Annotated in this window: 13 protein-coding genes; 4 read left to right on the forward strand and 9 right to left on the reverse strand. The window is 42.8% G+C overall.

All coding sequences use genetic code 11. The features are described 5' to 3' along the window. Nucleotides 1-280 precede the first annotated feature (280 nt). Nucleotides 281-2,689 carry an OstA-like protein gene (locus C5745_RS00095; RefSeq protein ID WP_243403189.1) on the forward strand — a complete coding sequence of 803 codons (2,409 nt, stop codon included), beginning with the start codon at nt 281-283 and terminating at the stop codon, nt 2,687-2,689. A 57-nt stretch (nt 2,690-2,746) separates the two neighbouring features. Here the strand turns inward: C5745_RS00095 and C5745_RS00100 are convergent, their stop codons facing one another. From C5745_RS00100 to C5745_RS00110, 3 genes are all read right to left on the reverse strand, one after another. Beyond that, nucleotides 2,747-3,316, reverse strand: a complete 570-nt coding sequence (locus tag C5745_RS00100) for a non-canonical purine NTP diphosphatase (RefSeq protein ID WP_105714927.1) — start codon at nt 3,314-3,316, stop codon at nt 2,747-2,749. Between the two features lie 2 nt (nt 3,317-3,318). Then, nucleotides 3,319-3,849: a hypothetical protein gene (locus C5745_RS00105; protein ID WP_105714928.1), complete on the reverse strand. Its 531-nt coding sequence runs from the start codon at nt 3,847-3,849 to the stop codon at nt 3,319-3,321. An 84-nt stretch (nt 3,850-3,933) separates the two neighbouring features. Beyond that, nucleotides 3,934-4,914: a deoxyhypusine synthase family protein gene (locus C5745_RS00110; protein WP_105714929.1), complete on the reverse strand. Its 981-nt coding sequence runs from the start codon at nt 4,912-4,914 to the stop codon at nt 3,934-3,936. Nucleotides 4,915-5,169: 255 nt separating this feature from the next. Here C5745_RS00110 and C5745_RS00115 point away from each other — a divergent pair, with 255 nt between their 5' ends. Next, entirely contained in the window at nt 5,170-5,505 is a 336-nt protein-coding gene (locus C5745_RS00115; RefSeq protein WP_105714930.1) for a MerR family transcriptional regulator, read from the forward strand. Between the two features lie 9 nt (nt 5,506-5,514). Here C5745_RS00115 and C5745_RS00120 read toward each other — a convergent pair whose 3' ends face one another. Together C5745_RS00120 and C5745_RS00125 are read right to left on the reverse strand one after the other, a co-directional pair. Next, complete coding sequence (locus C5745_RS00120; RefSeq protein ID WP_105714931.1) at nt 5,515-6,009, reverse strand: metallophosphoesterase family protein; 495 nt, start codon at nt 6,007-6,009, stop codon at nt 5,515-5,517. A 1-nt stretch (nt 6,010) separates the two neighbouring features. After that, nucleotides 6,011-6,718 (reverse strand): tRNA1(Val) (adenine(37)-N6)-methyltransferase, encoded by a 708-nt coding sequence (locus C5745_RS00125; protein ID WP_105714932.1) that lies wholly within the window; start codon nt 6,716-6,718, stop codon nt 6,011-6,013. 341 nt (nt 6,719-7,059) lie between these two features. Between C5745_RS00125 and C5745_RS00130 the strand changes: the two genes are divergently transcribed. Further along, nucleotides 7,060-8,229, forward strand: coding sequence for a hypothetical protein (locus C5745_RS00130; protein ID WP_105714933.1), 1,170 nt, complete (start codon nt 7,060-7,062; stop codon nt 8,227-8,229). A 224-nt stretch (nt 8,230-8,453) separates the two neighbouring features. Here the strand turns inward: C5745_RS00130 and mutS are convergent, their stop codons facing one another. Beyond that, nucleotides 8,454-11,030, reverse strand: a complete 2,577-nt coding sequence (gene mutS / locus C5745_RS00135; RefSeq protein WP_243403190.1) for a DNA mismatch repair protein MutS — start codon at nt 11,028-11,030, stop codon at nt 8,454-8,456. Between the two features lie 141 nt (nt 11,031-11,171). Between mutS and mtgA the strand changes: the two genes are divergently transcribed. Beyond that, nucleotides 11,172-11,909, forward strand: coding sequence for a monofunctional biosynthetic peptidoglycan transglycosylase (mtgA, locus tag C5745_RS00140; RefSeq protein ID WP_105714935.1), 738 nt, complete (start codon nt 11,172-11,174; stop codon nt 11,907-11,909). A gap of 6 nt (nt 11,910-11,915) precedes the next feature. Here the strand turns inward: mtgA and C5745_RS00145 are convergent, their stop codons facing one another. From C5745_RS00145 to C5745_RS00155, 3 genes are read right to left on the reverse strand one after another with little or no spacing between them, the layout of a single operon-like run. Continuing rightward, complete coding sequence (locus C5745_RS00145) at nt 11,916-14,237, reverse strand: GH92 family glycosyl hydrolase (RefSeq protein ID WP_105714936.1); 2,322 nt, start codon at nt 14,235-14,237, stop codon at nt 11,916-11,918. An 11-nt stretch (nt 14,238-14,248) separates the two neighbouring features. After that, nucleotides 14,249-16,549, reverse strand: coding sequence for a GH92 family glycosyl hydrolase (locus C5745_RS00150; protein WP_105714937.1), 2,301 nt, complete (start codon nt 16,547-16,549; stop codon nt 14,249-14,251). Between the two features lie 29 nt (nt 16,550-16,578). Further along, the gene (locus C5745_RS00155; RefSeq protein WP_105714938.1) at nt 16,579-17,301 is read right to left on the reverse strand and encodes a basic secretory protein-like protein; all 723 of its coding nucleotides are present in this window, start codon (nt 17,299-17,301) and stop codon (nt 16,579-16,581) included. Between the last annotated feature and the right edge of the window lie 233 nt (nt 17,302-17,534).

Genomic DNA, 17,534 nt, shown 5'->3' on the forward strand with positions numbered 1-17,534 from the left:
TATTACTATGGACGTCAGAGATTAAGGGGGGATAATACAATTGCGTGAACCCTTCTTTAACCTCTAAATGCCACATATAAAATTTTGAAATATGTAGAAACATTATAGATACACTATCCCCTCCATTCAAAATTTTAAAGTGGCGAGCTTTTATGGATAAGTGTTTATTTTGGCATCCATGAGCTCACTTCGTTCGGTTTGGTTCTTTTCGCGGGGGAAAAAGAACATGAAAAATTTACTTTAACAAATTTTTGCTATTTAAATACCTATTTTTGCTCCCGTGAAATACTGCTTTGCGCTTATCTTAAATCTCATATGGCTCACATCGTTGTTTGCTCAGGAAGAGTTGCGTTTAATCTCTTCTAGGTATAGTACGATTATTGACCAACAGGGGTTCAGCAGTATTCAGCCTGTTTACGCGCACAAGGGTAATACGTTATCCGCTGATAGCGGCATTATCTACGAAGACGAGGTTGGTCGGCAGTTCTTTGAGGCGTTTGGAAATGTAGTTATTACCCAACCGTCCGGAACAATTATCTATTCCGATCGGCTGCATTATGATGCCTCCCCGCAAATTGCAACGTTAACGAATAATGTACGGATGGTTGATGCGAATTCGGTATTGACAACCAATCATCTCATCTATAAGATGCGCGACAAAATAGGCAACTATACCGGCGGTGGAAGGATTATATCCAAAGGTGACACCATTACCTCCCGAAATGCCTACTACTTCGAAAACACGCAAGATGCCTATTTTCGCAATAAAGTCGTGGTGCGCACGCCCGATGTAAAGATCTATACCGATACGATGCGTTACAATTCCGACCAGCGCATGACCTATTTCTTTGGACCAACAAACATCAAAGGAAATAACGGAGAGAACCTATATACCGAAAGAGGTAATTACAATACAGAAAAAGGTGTCGCCAACTTCAACAAAAACAATTTATATACCGAAGGAACGCGTTTTTTAAAGGGGGATAGTCTTTACTATGATCGTGCTACGGGTGTAGGAAAAGCATATCGGAACGTCGTATTTGTCGATACCTTGGATAAATTCTATGCCTACGGTGGCTACGGCCTATATGATCAAGCGGATGAGTCTATTACCATGACCGACAAGCCTGTGATCACAATGGTGGTAGAAAACGACTCTACCAGTACCGTACCTACCGACAGTTCCGCAATCGCTTCAGTAGATTCCCTTGAATCCAATCTAACTGCAACAAAGGAGGACACTGTAGTGCAGGAAGAAATCGTACAAATCGAAGAGGACGATATCGTTGCCGACAAAGAAATTATCACCGCAACAGATTCTACACAAACAGCACTTCCCCGAGACACCGCTAAGGTAGATTCTGTATATATGACGGCCGATACGCTCTATTCGCGCATGATTATGCTTCGTGATTACGAAGCGCTAGACTTCAAACTGGATCGAAGCGGCGGAGAAATTGAGACTGACGACGATGTCGATTACGGAGACGAGGAAGACTATGGATCGGACGACGAGGGCATGGCTATGGACAGCATTTCTATGGATAGTATATCCATCGATAGCACAATGATTAATCGTATTGACGCAGATAGCGTGGAGGCCGCCGTGGCAAAAAAAGTGGAAGAGAAGGTAGCCATCGCGAAGCCGGCGGAAATCAAGAAAGCAATACCGGTTGACTCCAGCAAAAAACTGGCTATGAAGGAGACGGCGCGGGCAGATATTGCACGGAGCATGGCCCAGGATTCTATATTACGACAACAAGCTGACATGCCCAAAGAAGCAACCGCAGACAGCCTGATCAATAAAGCCATATCGGTTGCACAAATGCCCGACACAACGTTCAAAGACACCACCGACCAAGCATATTTGGATACCGCCAGGACACGTATTGTCAAAGCTTACTACAATGTCCGGATGTTCAAATCTGACCTGCAAGCGGTAGCTGATTCCGTTTATTATGGGATGGCAGATTCTATGTTCCGTTTTATGGGTCGGCCCATGATTTGGGCAGAAGGATCACAAATTTCGTCCGACACGATCTATATGCAGATTCGAAACCAGCGAATGGATAATGCGCTATTGATTAATAACGCCTTTATGGTAAACGCCGTGTTGGACACCGTTAAATTCAACCAGCTTAAAGGCCGAAAAATCACCGCTTTCTTTGCCAACAATTCCATTGATAGGATGTATGTGGACGGGAATGCGGAGAATTTAAGCTTTGCCACGAACGATAAAACCCACCGGATAACAGAGATGTTCCACGACCGCGGCGCACGTATCAAAATCAAGATGGAGGGTAAAAAAATTATTGACTACATCACCATACGGAAAGTAGACCAAAAGCTTTATCCCTTCAAGCAGGTGACGCAGGAAAATGAAGTTTTGCCTGGGTTTGTCTGGCGACCGCAGGATCGGCCGAAATCGAAAGAAGACATGATGAACCGGAAAAGGGAGGTCGAAAAACCAGCGGCTTCTACTGAAAATCCCGGAGATGAAAGCTCCACTGGAAATGTCGATGACATTGTAGAAAATGTGGAAGAGACATCAACGCCGGTAGAGGAAGACGAAACAGCAGCTCTGCAAGAGGAGGAGGCTCCAATAACTACTGGAGAAAAAGAAGCGATGCCGAAGGAAGTCGCGCCTGTGAAGCCGATGGAGGAAGAAAATACGCCTCACACGGAGTAACGGTTATGAACAATCGTGAATGCGCATATGGGGGCGCCATCAGGCTCTTGAGGTATCTCAAAATGACAGAAATTCCGCTAACTTCCCTACCGCGATAGCTCGATGACTGATTTGATTTTTCTCTTCGGCCGTCATTTCCGCAAACGTTCTGTCATACCCTTTAGGAATAAAAATAGGATCGTAACCAAAACCGCCCGAACCCCGACGTTCCGGAATGATATCTCCTTCGATAACACCTTCGAAGAAATGTTGCTGTTTATCTCGAAAAAGGGAAATGACCGTTCGAAAACGGGCAGTTCGGTTCGGATTATCGCCTAATTTGGCTAGCACCAAATCGATGTTTTTTTCCATATCACGTGAACCGGAATAACGTGCGGAATAGACACCAGGTTCTTTATTGAGCGCATCTATCTCCAATCCGGAATCGTCGCCGAAACAATCCAGCCCGTATTTATGGAAAAGATAATCTGTTTTCTGTTTGGCATTCTCTTCAAAGGTCACGCCTGTTTCGGGGATATCATCCGAACAACCGATATCGGTTAAAGATTTTATAGTAAATTTATCCCCAACAATCGCTTGAACTTCTTCAAGCTTATGGGCATTATTCGTTGCAAATACTAACTCCATGTTTACGATACAATAAATGTCTTGAATTCATTCCAAAATAGCCTTTTCTTTTGCACGTCTGCAAACATTTCCTCAAAACTAAACGTATTGAACACCGTTGCGACCTTGCCCTTCATATACGCGTTGTGCGCAATTTCGGGTAGTTTAAGTGAGATAGGTTCTACGCCAAGCAAGGTAATTTTAGTCGGTTGAAAAAATTGCATGATCCGCTTGAAATCATTGGGATTGTGCGGATTCGCTAAGTTAACGACCGCAACATTTTCAAACGAAAAGTTAAGCGCTCCCAAAGTTTTCACAAAGGCGTCTTCCGCCTGCGGTGAAAAATAAGGATAGTCCGGGTAACGCAAGATAAACAAGATGCCGGTCGATTTATCTCCTTGATAAATAAACTCTTCTGCTTTTTCTCTGCTTGCATCATCCACTACACTGCCTACAGGTGAAACCGCTGACTCCACTTTCTCTTTTGGAATAAAAAGCGTCTCCGATAATAGGGCTTGTAGTGCAATAGGGTTGTCTGTTTTTAAATGGCTCATCGGTGGGGAGAAAGGTTAATGAAAGAAACGATGAGTAAGACTACAGCATGTATAGCCCTACTCATCACTTAATTCGACACGCTGCTAATGTCCTAAGATATAGGAGAAAATCAACGGTGCCACTATAGTAGCATCAGACTCCACCACAAACTTCGGTGTGTCTATATCCAATTTACCCCAAGTAATTTTTTCATTGGGAACAGCCCCCGAATACGAACCATAGGAAGTTGTTGAATCCGAAATCTGGCAGAAATAAGACCAAAAAGGTACGTCTTCCCATTCTAGATCTTGGTACATCATCGGCACTACACAAATAGGAAAATCACCCGATATACCGCCACCAATTTGAAAGAACCCCACACCTTTTCCACTAGAATTTTCACGATACCATTCGGTTAAATAGATCATATATTCGATACCTGACTTCACTGTGCTGGCTTTTAGGTTACCTTTAATCACATTCGAAGCAAAGATATTTCCAGTTGTCGAATCTTCCCATCCTGGACACACAATAGGGAGATTTTTCTCTGCCGCTGCCACAATCCAAGAGTTCTTTGGATCAATTTCGTAATATTGTTCCAACACCCCCGAATTCACTACTTGATATAGAAACTCATGAGGTAGATAACGTTCACCATTCTCTTCTGCAGCATGCCAAACATCTTCCAAATGTTTCTGTAAACGACGAAAGGCTTCCTCTTCCGGAATACAAGTATCCGTTACCCTGTTGTAATGCTGATCTAGCAATCCACGCTCTTGTTCGGGCGTTAAATCACGATAATTCGGCACACGTTTATAATGTGAATGGGCCACTAAATTCATCACATCTTCTTCCAAATTCGCGCCTGTACAAGAAATGATGTGAACTTTGTCCTGGCGAATCATTTCTGCCAATGAAATTCCCAACTCAGCGGTGCTCATAGCACCGCCCAATGAGATTAACATTTTTCCACCCTCCAAGAGGTGTGTCTCATATCCTTTAGCCGCATCTACCAAGGCAGCTGCATTGAAGTGCAGGTAGTTTTTCTCAATAAATTGCGAAACAGGACCTTTTTGTGTACTCATAGTCTCAAATTTTCTATTCTATGAACAAAGGTACGGATTACTTCCTCTTCAACAAACGACTAAAAACAATCCCAAAAAAAATCAATATAAATACCAAAATAGATACAATAACAATCTCCTCTCGACCTATTGTCCATATAAGTATATCCATATCCAAAGGTATTAATTTATAACATCAAGATAGCTTTCAAAAACCTATTTTTAAAATCCAACCATAGATTGTATATTTGTTTAGGTTACAAATTCTCGGAAGATATGCCGTACAAAGAACGTGAAATAAATAAGCTCTATTATACCATGGGTGAGGTGACGGCCATGTTTGGTGTGAACGCGTCACAGATACGTTTTTACGAGCGGGAGTTTGATATTATACAACCGAAGAAAAATAAAAAGGGAAATCGGCTTTTCACACAAGACGACATCGCCAACCTAAAAATCATATTCAATCTTGTCAAAGACAAAGGGTACACATTGCAAGGCGCGAGAGATTACATCCGTTCTAATAAAAATGAAGTAAAAGAGAACCAGCGAGTTATCGATTCACTGGAACGTTTAAAGAAATTCTTGGTTGAGGTCCGGGACAGCCTGTAAGCTGTTGCGTTATCGTATTCCCAATTCGATCACTTCCATATTCTCTATCTTATCACGGTTAATATCAAAACGCATCAATGTACGCACCTTATGCCACCCTTGTTTCCCTGCGGCACCGGGGTTGAGATGCAACAAACCCAGTTTAGGATCAAATTGCACCTTTAAAATATGGGAATGTCCACAAATAAAAACCTTGGGTGGGTGGAGAACAATTTCAGGTTTTACTTGCGCCGCGTAACGCCCCGGATACCCTCCGATATGGGTCATCCACACATCCACGTCTTCGCAATAAAAACGTAGGTGTTCCGGGCATACTGCACGGACGTCCTTCCCATCAATATTACCCCATACACCCTTGAAAGGCTTAAAGGCCGCTAGGGAATCTATTATAGCGACAGATCCGAAATCTCCTGCATGCCATATCTCATCACACTGGTCAAAGTATTTGAAAACGGCGTCGTCCAAAAAACCATGGGTATCCGATATTAGTCCAATCTTTGTCATATCAGAACGCTAAAAAATAAGGTTTCACTAATGCGCTATATTGAGCAGAATAAGTTCCTTTTTCCGCATAAATAGCAAAATCGTGTACTTTTAAAGGTACTGCTTTCTTCCCAATACCCCATATTTTCCTCATCGGTAACTCCCCTGCAAAAGAAGATATCCTCATTTCATGCTGCACATGCAATTGATAGTCGGAAAGTATAGGGGCAATTTCCTCATCTGCCAACGTAGCTGGAATAATCAGCCTAAATTGGCCTTTATTTGTAAGGTAGTGCGACACGAATGACAACAACCGCTTAAAAAATAATATGTCCGTGTGTTTAGCCAAACGTTTTCGCGCATCTGGATTATGTAATGAATTTGTATAAAAAGGTGGATTAGATACAATTAAATCATAACACCCAGCTGGCTTCATGTCGATAAACGAGCCCCGGAAAACTTGCAAACGATCCGAAAAATCAGAAACCTGAAAGTTTATTTTAGCTTGCCCGTACGCATTTTCATCAATTTCGACCGCATCCACACGAGCACGGGGGTGGCTTTGCGCCAGCATAAGGGCAATCACACCAGTGCCTGTGCCTATATCCAATATGCGCTCCGCTTCCGGAAAACAAGTTGACCCGCCTAACAACACACCATCCGTATTGATCTTCATCGCACAATTGCCCTGGTCTATCTCAAACTGTTTAAAACGAAAAATGGAACGCATACTGCAAAAGTACCTTTTTTAACTTCTTTTTCCCGTAAAAAGAAGCAAAACCTCGTCGCTTCAAATCTTTGAGGAAAGGGATAGTACTAAGGATGGGGCTCTACAACCTCAAAAATTTGCATGCGACATTCAAGGTTAAGAATGGGACAATGCATTAATGTACAAACCCTCCCTTAACTTTAAAATGTCGCATTCGAATGTTTTACAATGTACAAACTAATTCTTAGTACTATCCCTAATGTAAAACATTCGAAGCGGGAGTTTTTTTGTTTACTTTTTTTTCCGCAAAAAAAAGTAAAATAAAATTAATTTCCTTACTTTGGACAGCGATTTGTTGCACCATGGCTAAAATTTTAACTGTTCTTCTGTTTCTACAACTTGTTTGTACTTCTTTCTATAGTTATGGGAACGAAGAATATGATACGCCGGGGAAATCGCAGGACTGTGAGCAAGTCACAAATGTAGCCTTGAAAAAACTTGTCGACATTTTCCGCAAAAATGATTTTGAAAGCCTAGATCCTGTTTTAAATACGATTCAGAGCGGCTGCGGTGAAAATGAATTTATACAGCGCCTCCGTATTCTCCGTTTATTGATCGAGAAAAAAACGACAGGAGACATTATTGCTGATTATCTATCCAAGAATTATCAGGAGGTATTGGTGATGCGCTGGGACTATTCTGAGGAAGAAAAGTATGCACAAATTTACCAAAACAACAAAACTGATTTTGACTTTGTCCCGCTACGTCATGCTATTGATTCATTGACCAAGATTAAGGCTTTAGCGCTGTTAAATTCATCATCTTATACACTTACCGAACAAGAAGAAAAAATAGCTTTGTTATTTGCTGACCATATCGAAGAATTTTATCAAGTACACAAGCAAACAGCACCTCAACCGTCAAGTAAAAGTAAAGAGGGGCCGGCATCTGACAGGTATTACGGTAAATACCGTCATGGCGTCAACGTTTATGCAGGGGCAGAATTCCCATTAACAGGATCAGATCCTGTCTTTAAAACAAGCCCGACATTAGGCGTCTTCTTTTCTTCCAGGCTCTCCAATCCTTTCCTGTTTGAGGCAGGAGTAAAGGTACGCATCAACAGCAACGACAGGGAGGTAGAATATAGGTTATATGATGAGGTAGAAGTCATTCGATCGATGGCAAGTCTTGGCATTGGCGGTACAGTGGCTTATAAGATTTTCGACAACGATAAATTTATTATTGCCCCTAAAGCAGGTTTATTCTGGGAAATGGCAACGACAGGGCTTTCAGAAGTCAATGAAGGCTACTACGATGATGGTTATGACTACTACGAAACACGATCCGTCCGTCATTTCTATATAAATACCATGCGCAGTACCTTGGCGCTGGCTGCTATGCGCCATCTTTCGAGAAAAACGTATATAGGTCTCGAAGCTGCTTATCATTTCGTTCCCTACAACTGGGACAGTAACCTTATTACATCGATACAACCCAATTACGGCAGCTTGCAACTGTTTTTTAGATTCTAGACAAAACTTCAATATTCTACGGTCGCACTCCCCCCTTCTCTATCCTATGCTTATTGCACAAAGAAAATAACGCGCTATACGAGATTGCACTACCCTTCCTTAACCCTAAAAAAGTCGCACCCAGATGTTTGAGGCATGTAGAAACTCTTCTTAGTACTATCCACTATCTCAAATATCTGAAGCGACGAGCTTTTTGTTTCTTTTTCGCGGGAAAAAGAAAAAACCTAATTCTTTAATAACCGCTGTATTTCATCCAATTTCATCAATGCTTCCACCGGTGTCAGGGTGTTTACATCCAGGTTATTCAACATATCCCTTATTTTTTCCAAGACAGGATCATCGATAGCAAACATCTGTAATTGATAGGCCTGCTTTTGTATTTTGCGCATACTATCTTTAATCTGTTCTCCCCCTGTACGTTCTTGCTCCAACCGTTTCAGAATCTCGTTGGCACGTGCGATTAATTTCGCTGGCATCCCGGCCAATTTCGCAACGTGAATTCCAAAACTATGTTCTGATCCGCCAGGAACAAGCTTCCGTAAGAAAATCACTTTATTATTCATCTCCTTGACGGTTACATTGAAATTTTTGATACGCGTCATCGAATTCGTGAGCTCATTAAGTTCATGGTAATGCGTTGCAAAAAGCGTCTTAGCACGAGCAAATGGATGATTGTGAAGAAACTCCGCAATAGCCCAAGCGATAGATATCCCGTCATAGGTGCTTGTTCCCCTTCCAATCTCGTCTAATAATATCAGCGACCTGTCAGATAAATTGTTCATAATACTGGCGGTTTCATTCATCTCCACCATGAAGGTAGATTCGCCGGATGAAAGATTATCCGAGGCACCTACCCGTGTAAAAATTTTGTCCACCAAACCGATGGAAGCTTCTTTTGCGGGCACAAAGCAGCCTATTTGTGCCATCAATACAATGAGGCCTGTTTGGCGCAATAACGCTGACTTACCAGCCATATTGGGTCCGGTGATGATGATAATTTGCTGAGTTTCGGGATCCAATAAGGTGTCATTTGTAATATAATCTTCGCCTATTGGTAGATGCTTTTCGATAACCGGATGTCGACCTCCCTTGATATCAAGCACTTTCCCTTCGCTGAGTTGGGGCTTGACGTAATAATTCCTCTCTGCAATCAATGCAAAGTTCAACAGCACGTCCAACTTAGCTATTAATTGTGCATTCAATTGAATAGGTTTGATGTAAGCAGCGATGTCGAGCAAGAGTTCAGCGTAAATACGATTCTCAATAGCCTGTATTTTCTCTTCCGCGCCTAAGATCTGCTCTTCATACTCTTTCAACTCTTCCGTGATATAACGCTCGGCGTTTACCAGCGTCTGTTTTCGAAGCCAAGAAGCAGGCACTTTGTCTTTGTGTGTATTAGTCACTTCCAAATAATATCCAAACACATTGTTGAACGCGATCTTCAAAGACGGTATACCCGTTGCTTCCGATTCCCGGCGCTGAATTTCCAGTAAATAGTCCTTTCCGCCAAAAGCTACTTTGCGTAATTTATCCAGTTCGTCATTCACACCATCTGCAATCACATTTCCTTTGTTAAGAGCTACTGGCGGTTCAGCTTGTAGAGTTTGCTCCATTTTATCCCGGATGATCTCGCAAACGTCCAGTTGTTCCGAAATGACACGCAATGCGTCGGAGGCTTCTTGATTCGTCAGGGCTTTGAGCTTTTCTACGGCATATAAAGCCCGTTTTAACTGTGTTATTTCACGGGGGTTCGCTTTTTGAAGGCCAATTTTAGAAATCAAACGCTCCAAATCGCCAACCTGCTTAATTTCTTTTATCAGCTCGTCCCGTATTTCACGGTTACTATAAAAATACGCCACAATGTCCAGTCGCTCGTTTATAGATTTCAAGTCTTTCAACGGCATCACGATCCAACGTCTCAGCAGGCGTGCTCCCATAGGTGAGGCAGTTTCATCAAGTATGTCACCTAACGTAGCAGCATTTTCATTCGTTGAACCGATAAGTTCCAAATTACGTATTGTGAAACGATCCAACCACATATGGTTGTCCTCCTCGATACGAGAAATATTCGATATATGTTGCAGATTGCGGTGCTCCGTTTCGTTAAGATAATGTAGGGCCACGCCGGCAGATAGTGTACCTAGTGGCATCCGGTCAATACCGAACCCTTTCATGGATTTAACCTCAAAATGTCTTAACAGAGTCTCTGTAGCGTAATCTCCTGTATAAGGCCATTCATCTAATGTATAGGTATAATACTGGGTACCAAACTGCTCCGAAAAATCTTTATATTGTTTTTTAGGGAGGATAATTTCTGTCGGTTTAAATCCCTGTAAAAGTTTATCTACATAGTTAGCACTTCCCTGAGCTACCAGAAACTCCCCTGTCGATATATCCAGAAAAGCCACTCCACACTGTCCCTTATCATTAAAAATCGATGCCAAATAATTATTGGCTTTCTGTTGCACGATGTTATCGTTGTAGGATACGCCGGGAGTTACAAGTTCTGTGACACCGCGCTTGACAATGGTTTTAGTCTGTTTAGGGTCTTCCAGTTGATCACAAATAGCAACACGCTGTCCTGCCCGCACCAATTTTGGTAAATAAGTTTCTAAAGAATGGTGCGGAAAACCTGCTAGCGCTGTTTCCGATTCCGTTCCATTCCCTCGCTTAGTCAATACGATGCCTAAGATTCCCGCCGCCTTGACGGCGTCTTCTCCGAAAGTTTCGTAAAAATCACCTACACGAAACAGCAATAACGCCCCAGGATATTTCGCCTTAATTGTATTATACTGCTGCATTAAAGGTGTTTGCTTCTTCGCCTTTGCCAATGGTTTTATGATTTTTAATGAACCGTAAAAATAAGGGAAATGAAGTGATTTGACAAGATGAATGCTATTTTGAAAAAAATCTTCTAGTTTTGCTTATCGAACCAGAAAAAAATGGCAATCAAACGGTCATCGACGAAAAAAAACACCAAGAAAAAAACAACCCGTAAGGCGTGGCGTACATCGATTAAAAAATGGTCGATACGTCTTATTATCGGCTTTTTTGGCCTGACTATTACCTGGGTCATACTACTTACCTTCATCAACCCTCCTCTCACCTATCTCCAGATTAAACGGGCTTTTGAACGAAAAGCCGTTGGCAAAGAATGGAAAATAGACAAAAAATGGTTGAGCTACGAGGATATATCAGATAATCTCAAGCGCGCCGCTATCGCCGGGGAGGACGCCCACTTCCTAACCCATAGCGGCTTCGATACCAAAGCGATTCAGAAAGCAATGGAAAGAAACCAAACAGGGAAATCACTACGCGGTGGCAGTACCATTAGCCAACAGGTCGCTAAAAATGTATTTCTATGGCCGCAGCGTTCCTGGCTACGAAAGGGGTTGGAGGCTTATTTCACCGTGCTGATAGAAGCTCTGTGGACCAAAAAACGCATTTTGGAAGTATATCTGAATGTCATCGAAATGGGGCAAGGAGTATATGGAGCAGAAGCTGCAGCACAGTATTATTTTCATAAATCCGCTAAAAGCTTAACCAGAAAAGAAGCCGCATTGATTATTGCCATTCTGCCGAGTCCGCAAAAGTGGGACGCTAAACGCCCGTCAGCTTATGTTAACCGACGGGCAAATGGCATTGTACGGTATATGCGTCATTATAACATACCGGAATAGTATGTATTACAGATTTTTGTTGGGTCGAGCGCCCATCTTAAACTGCAAGTGTCCGCCGTTCATAATATCGTTGTGTTTAATGGTAAAGCCTTTTAGCGGTTTACCGTTCAGCAAGACTGCCTGGACATACATATGCTTAGTACTTTGATTAATAGCCTCAACACGGAAAACCTTTCCGTTTTCCAAATGAATAGAAGCCGACTCGACGATTGGCGCACCCAACCAATATTCATCCGATGCGGGGGCAACAGGATAAAAGCCCAAACTGCTAAATAAATACCAGGCGCTCATTTGTCCACAATCATCGTTACCTCCTAATCCATCATAACCATTATGGTACTGATCCTGGAGAATTTTCCGAACCCATTCATGTGTTTTCCATCTTTCTCCCGTGAGTTGATATAAATATACGACATGATGTGCGGGTTCATTTCCATGTACGTAATTACCAATAATACCTTCTCGGGTGATATCTTCCGTGTGTTCAAAGAATTTATCCGGTAAGTACATAGTAAACAAGGAATCCAAATAAGTTGACAGACGTTTCTTCCCACCAAGCAGTTCCATCAGCCCCTGTGGATTATGTGGAACGTACAGACTATAGTTCCAGGTATTGCCTTCGATGAATCCTTGTCCGTGTGTTTCCAGCGCATCAAACTTCTCACGGAATTTACCCGTTGCATCTTTCGGGCGCATAAAACCAATAGAGGTATCAAAAACACTTCGCCAATTTTCGGCACGTGCTGAAAAGGTTGCATATATATCCTCTTGGCCCAAGTATTTAGCCAGTTGTGCTATGCACCAGTCGTCATACGCATACTCCAACGTGTTGGACACAGAAGTACCATTCTTTTCATCGGGAACATACCCCAGATCAATATATTCTCCTATTCCTTCATAGCGACGGAAGTTAGCCGTAGCTACACAAGCATCCAACGCTTTATTGGCATCTCCTGTATAAACCCCTTTAATAATTGCGTCCGCAATGACAGACACGCTATGATAGCCGCTCATACACCAATTTTCATTCGCATAATGGCTCCAGATAGGTAGTATCCCTAATACGTTCTGTTCATAATGTGCCATCATCGACTGCACCATGTCTGCATTTCTGGATGGATTAACTAAATTCAAGTAAGGATGGAAAGCCCTGAACGTATCCCATAGTGAAAATGATGTATAGTTGGTAAATCCTTCGGCCCGGTGAACCTGATGATCCACTCCCCGATAGTCTCCATTCACATCCATATATGTTGTCGGCATTAATGCCGCGTGGTACATGGCCGTATAGAAGTTGATATAATCTTCCCGCCTAGACATCTTGACTTCGATGCGGCGGAGTTCCTTTTCCCACAGCTCTTGCCCGGTATTTTTTATTTTATCAAAATCCCAATGTGGAACTTCCTCCTCCATATTAGCGAGCGCGTTATCCATACTAACCGGAGACAACGCAAACTTTACAAGTAGCTGTTCACCAGCTTCCACGTCAAAATCAAAATGCATCCGGAGTTTGCTTCCGGCAAGATCAGCAAAATTATCCGTCTGATCAAACTTCCGCCAAAACCCTTTATATACCTGATCTTTTTCAAAGTTTCGGCTACCGTAGTTCTTGAAAGGTTTAGAGAGACGCATGGCAAAATAGACAACACGGGTTCGAGCCCAGCCATTTGTCTGCCTATAGCCGACGACGGTACTATCGTTTAATATCCGCGCTACACTCCAAACGGTCTTCCCGTCATAATTATAGATGCCGTGCATGAGGTCCAAAATGATATGGCTTTCCGCAGGTTTTGAAAATGTATACCGATGGAAGCCGACACGGCTGCTGCTCGTTAATTCCGCTGTAATGTCGTGCGCGTCCAGTTTAACTTTATAATAATTTGCAGCAGCATACTCGTTATCGTGGCTATACCGTGAACGGTACCCCTTATCTGGCGCATCAGCTGTTCCTGGATTCAACTGGAGAGCACCACTCGTTGGCATCAGCAGAAAATCACCCAAATCAGCATGTCCTGTGCCACTAAAATGTGTATGACTAAAGCCGACTATAGTGGGGTCATCATACTGATATCCTGCGCAGTATTTATAAACATCCGCATTATAACGACCGTTGACAGCGTAAGGAATCGTGTCGGTATCGGGACTCAATTGCACGGCACCGAATGGCACGGTGGCGCCGGGGAAAGTATGCCCCATCTTGGCCGTACCGATCATGGGATCTACATAATCGACTAACCGCGCAGACTGTCCTTGCGCAGAAGCAGCAGCCAGCACGAAAAAGCCACAGACTAGACTCACGCAACTTATTATGTTTGGAAAAATTCTCATTGTCTGTCGTTCTATTCTGCCGCTATTTCCCAAGTAAGCGAATAAGGTAGATCATCCTGTGTTATCCCCCTATTTCTATTCGGTTGGGCACTCATGTCAAACTCCATCTTGGCTCCCTCCAGCAGATCTTCATGTGTAAGGTAGTTTTTGGTATAATGCTTACCGTTCAACGACATCCTGTCGATATACCGTTTGTCCTCGCCATTTTCTTTTGCGACAATAGAAATAGTCTCTCCATTTGTCAGAGTGATCTCCGCATTCTCAAACAGCGGAGCACCTATAATATATTGATTTGTCGCTGGACAAACAGGATAGAACCCTAAGGCAGAAAACACATACCAGGCCGAGGTCTGTCCATTATCCTCATCGCCACAATATCCGTCGGGATAGGGCGTATACATCCGATCTAAGGTTTCACGAACCCAATGCTGTGTTTTCCAAGGCTCCCCGGCATAATTGTACAGATAAGTCATATGTTGTATCGGTTGGTTACCATGCGCATATTGCCCCATATTTGCCACTTGCATCTCTCGAATCTCATGGATAACGCCGCCATAGTAACTTTCATCAAAGATGGGAGGAAGGATAAATACCGAATCAAGTTTATTAACGAATGCCTTATGACCACCCATTAACCTTGCGAGCCCCTCGATATCGTGGAATACCGACCAAGAGTAATGCCAACTATTTCCTTCGGTAAACGCATCTCCCCATTTAAATGGACTGAAGGGTGCTTGAAAGGATCCATCTTTATTCTTTCCTCTCATCAATCCACTAGACGGATCAAACAGATGACGGTAATTCTGACTACGCTTACGATACAAATCCAGGTCTGCCTTTGGTTTCTTCAACTTTTTTGCCAACTGATAAATCGCAAAATCGTCGTAAGCGTACTCCAACGTACGAGCCGCATTTTCATTAATTCCGACATCATAAGGCACATAACCCAAATCAACATAGTAGGGAGCCCCCGCCCTGCCAACGGCTGTCATAGGGCCTTCGTTATTTGCACCCTTTAACAAGGCTTCGTACAGAGTTTCGATATCATATCCGCGAAGGCCTTTAATGTAGGCATCCGCGACAACCGAAGCTGAATTATTTCCTACCATAATATTAGCATATCCGGGACTACTCCATTCCGGTAGCCAGCCACCTTCTTTGTATGCATTGGCTAAGCCTTCCTGCATCTCCACATTGATTTCGGGATAGACCAGATTTAGAAAAGGATAAAGTGCTCTGAAAGTATCCCAAAATCCGGTGCCACCAAACATGCGGCCCGGCAATACCTTGCCATTATAAGGACTCCAATGAATTATCTCGTTCTCTTTGTTTATCTCATACAACTTATTAGGGAACAGCACAGTTCTATAAAGACAGGAGTAAAATGTCTTAAGCTGATCATGGCTACCACCAGAAACCTTGACACGGCTCAACGTGCTATGCCACAAATCCTTTGCCTGCTGTTTCACCTGTGCAAAACCCCTTTTTCCTATTTCGCGGTCGAGGTTAATCTCCGCCTGTTCATAGCTGATGAAGGAAGAGGCAACCCGCATATTCACTGTTTCTCCACGCTTGGTCTTAAATCCAACGATCGCTCCAGTATGATTTCCTTTAGTTTCAGCTAAAGATGCTTGTTGAAAGACACTGTCCTTCCATATCTTCGTAAACTCGATATCTTTATCAAAATATATAACAAAATAATTCTTGAAGTTTTCGTACTTGCCCCGGCTGTAGCGACTAGAATAACCAATGACTTTATTCTCTTCGGGAAAAACCTTTATTTCGCTTCCCCTATCAAATGCGTCAATGCTTACAAATGAGCTATCACTTTCGGAAAACGTAAAGCGGAACATAGCTGCCCTTTCTGTAGGCGTTATTTCCGTGGTTACGTCTGCATCGGCTAAGTATACGCTGTAATAATAAGGCGTGGCAGTCTCCGACTTATGCGAAAACCAACTCGCGCGCTGATCTTGATCGATAACAGGTTTATGGCTCCCCGGCATAATCGAAAACTGTCCGTAATCATTCATCCAAGGAGAAGGTTGATGCGTCTGTTTAAAGCCGCGGATTTTATCTGCAGCATAAGTATACATCCAACCGTCTCCCATTTTACCGGTCTGCGGGCTCCAGAAATTCATACCCCAAGGCACGGCTATCGCCGGATAGGTGTTCCCATTGGAAAAAGAAACTTTAGAATCTGTACCCATTAAAGTATTCACCCACTCTTCGGGACGTTCGACATCGTGAATTTTTTGCCCGTATAGATTGACACAACAAATCAGCCACAGCGCGAACAAATAAATTTTTCTCATATCAGGTGGTATTTTATTATTCTAAATTACTATTTTAAATTGGAAGTGCTATACATGTTCCACAATTGGTCCAGGGTTTTACCCGTATTCTCCATCCAGATATTCGCTGTGTATTTCTTATCCCGTAGCGCTGTATCCAATTTCTTGATCAGCCCTCTTTTTTGCGTAGATTCTGCCCAGTCCAAAAATCGGGCGGCAATTCGGTAGCTATTCGTGTAATGATGTTCCTCCTTAAAATCAGGAAGCCGCCAATTTGCTGCACCGTTATCCACGCCGTATTTATAGCGCACATAATCGGCAATGCCCTCCACCAGCCATCCCGGCCCGCTACCGCCAGGATAGTCTTGCACGATATGCATGACCTCATGCGTGACTATATCAATATCATGTGGGTTCTTGACAAACCATGCCGGATTAAAACGCACGATACCTCCAGCCGTAGCAGCGATACCTTCGTAATCAGGATCGATCACAAACGTGATTTCTTTTCTGGTATATCGATTGTATTTCTTCGCCAATTTTGGATAATTGACGAAATGAACGTCGATTAACCGCTCTTTTAGTTGGAGATCAAAATCTTTATCCTTGTTAATCCAGATCAAGGTAAACCCCTTTTTCTTGATCGTATCCACTTCGACTGCAACCTTGCGATCGTCGTCGGTATGACGCCAGTTGTTTTGGGCATGTAGTACACCGATGTTTATCATAAAGAAAAACACAGTAATCCACTTTACTATCCGTTTGTTTCCCATAAAATCGTTTCCGTTTAAGATGTTTCAGACACCATCATCTGTGCCAAAACTATGCGTAGATGATATACCAAATTGTTAAGTGGATGTTAACGCATGAAGAAAAGGATCAATCTTTATCTCTTCATTAACCAGTCGTTAACAAATCGTGAGCGCTCTACGCATAACTTCGTCTATACAAATAAACTTAAAAGCAATTTTTGGAAAAGCTCGTAAACACTACTACGATCGCCTTC

Source organism: Sphingobacterium haloxyli, from assembly GCF_002980525.1.
Lineage (GTDB): Bacteria > Bacteroidota > Bacteroidia > Sphingobacteriales > Sphingobacteriaceae > Sphingobacterium > Sphingobacterium haloxyli.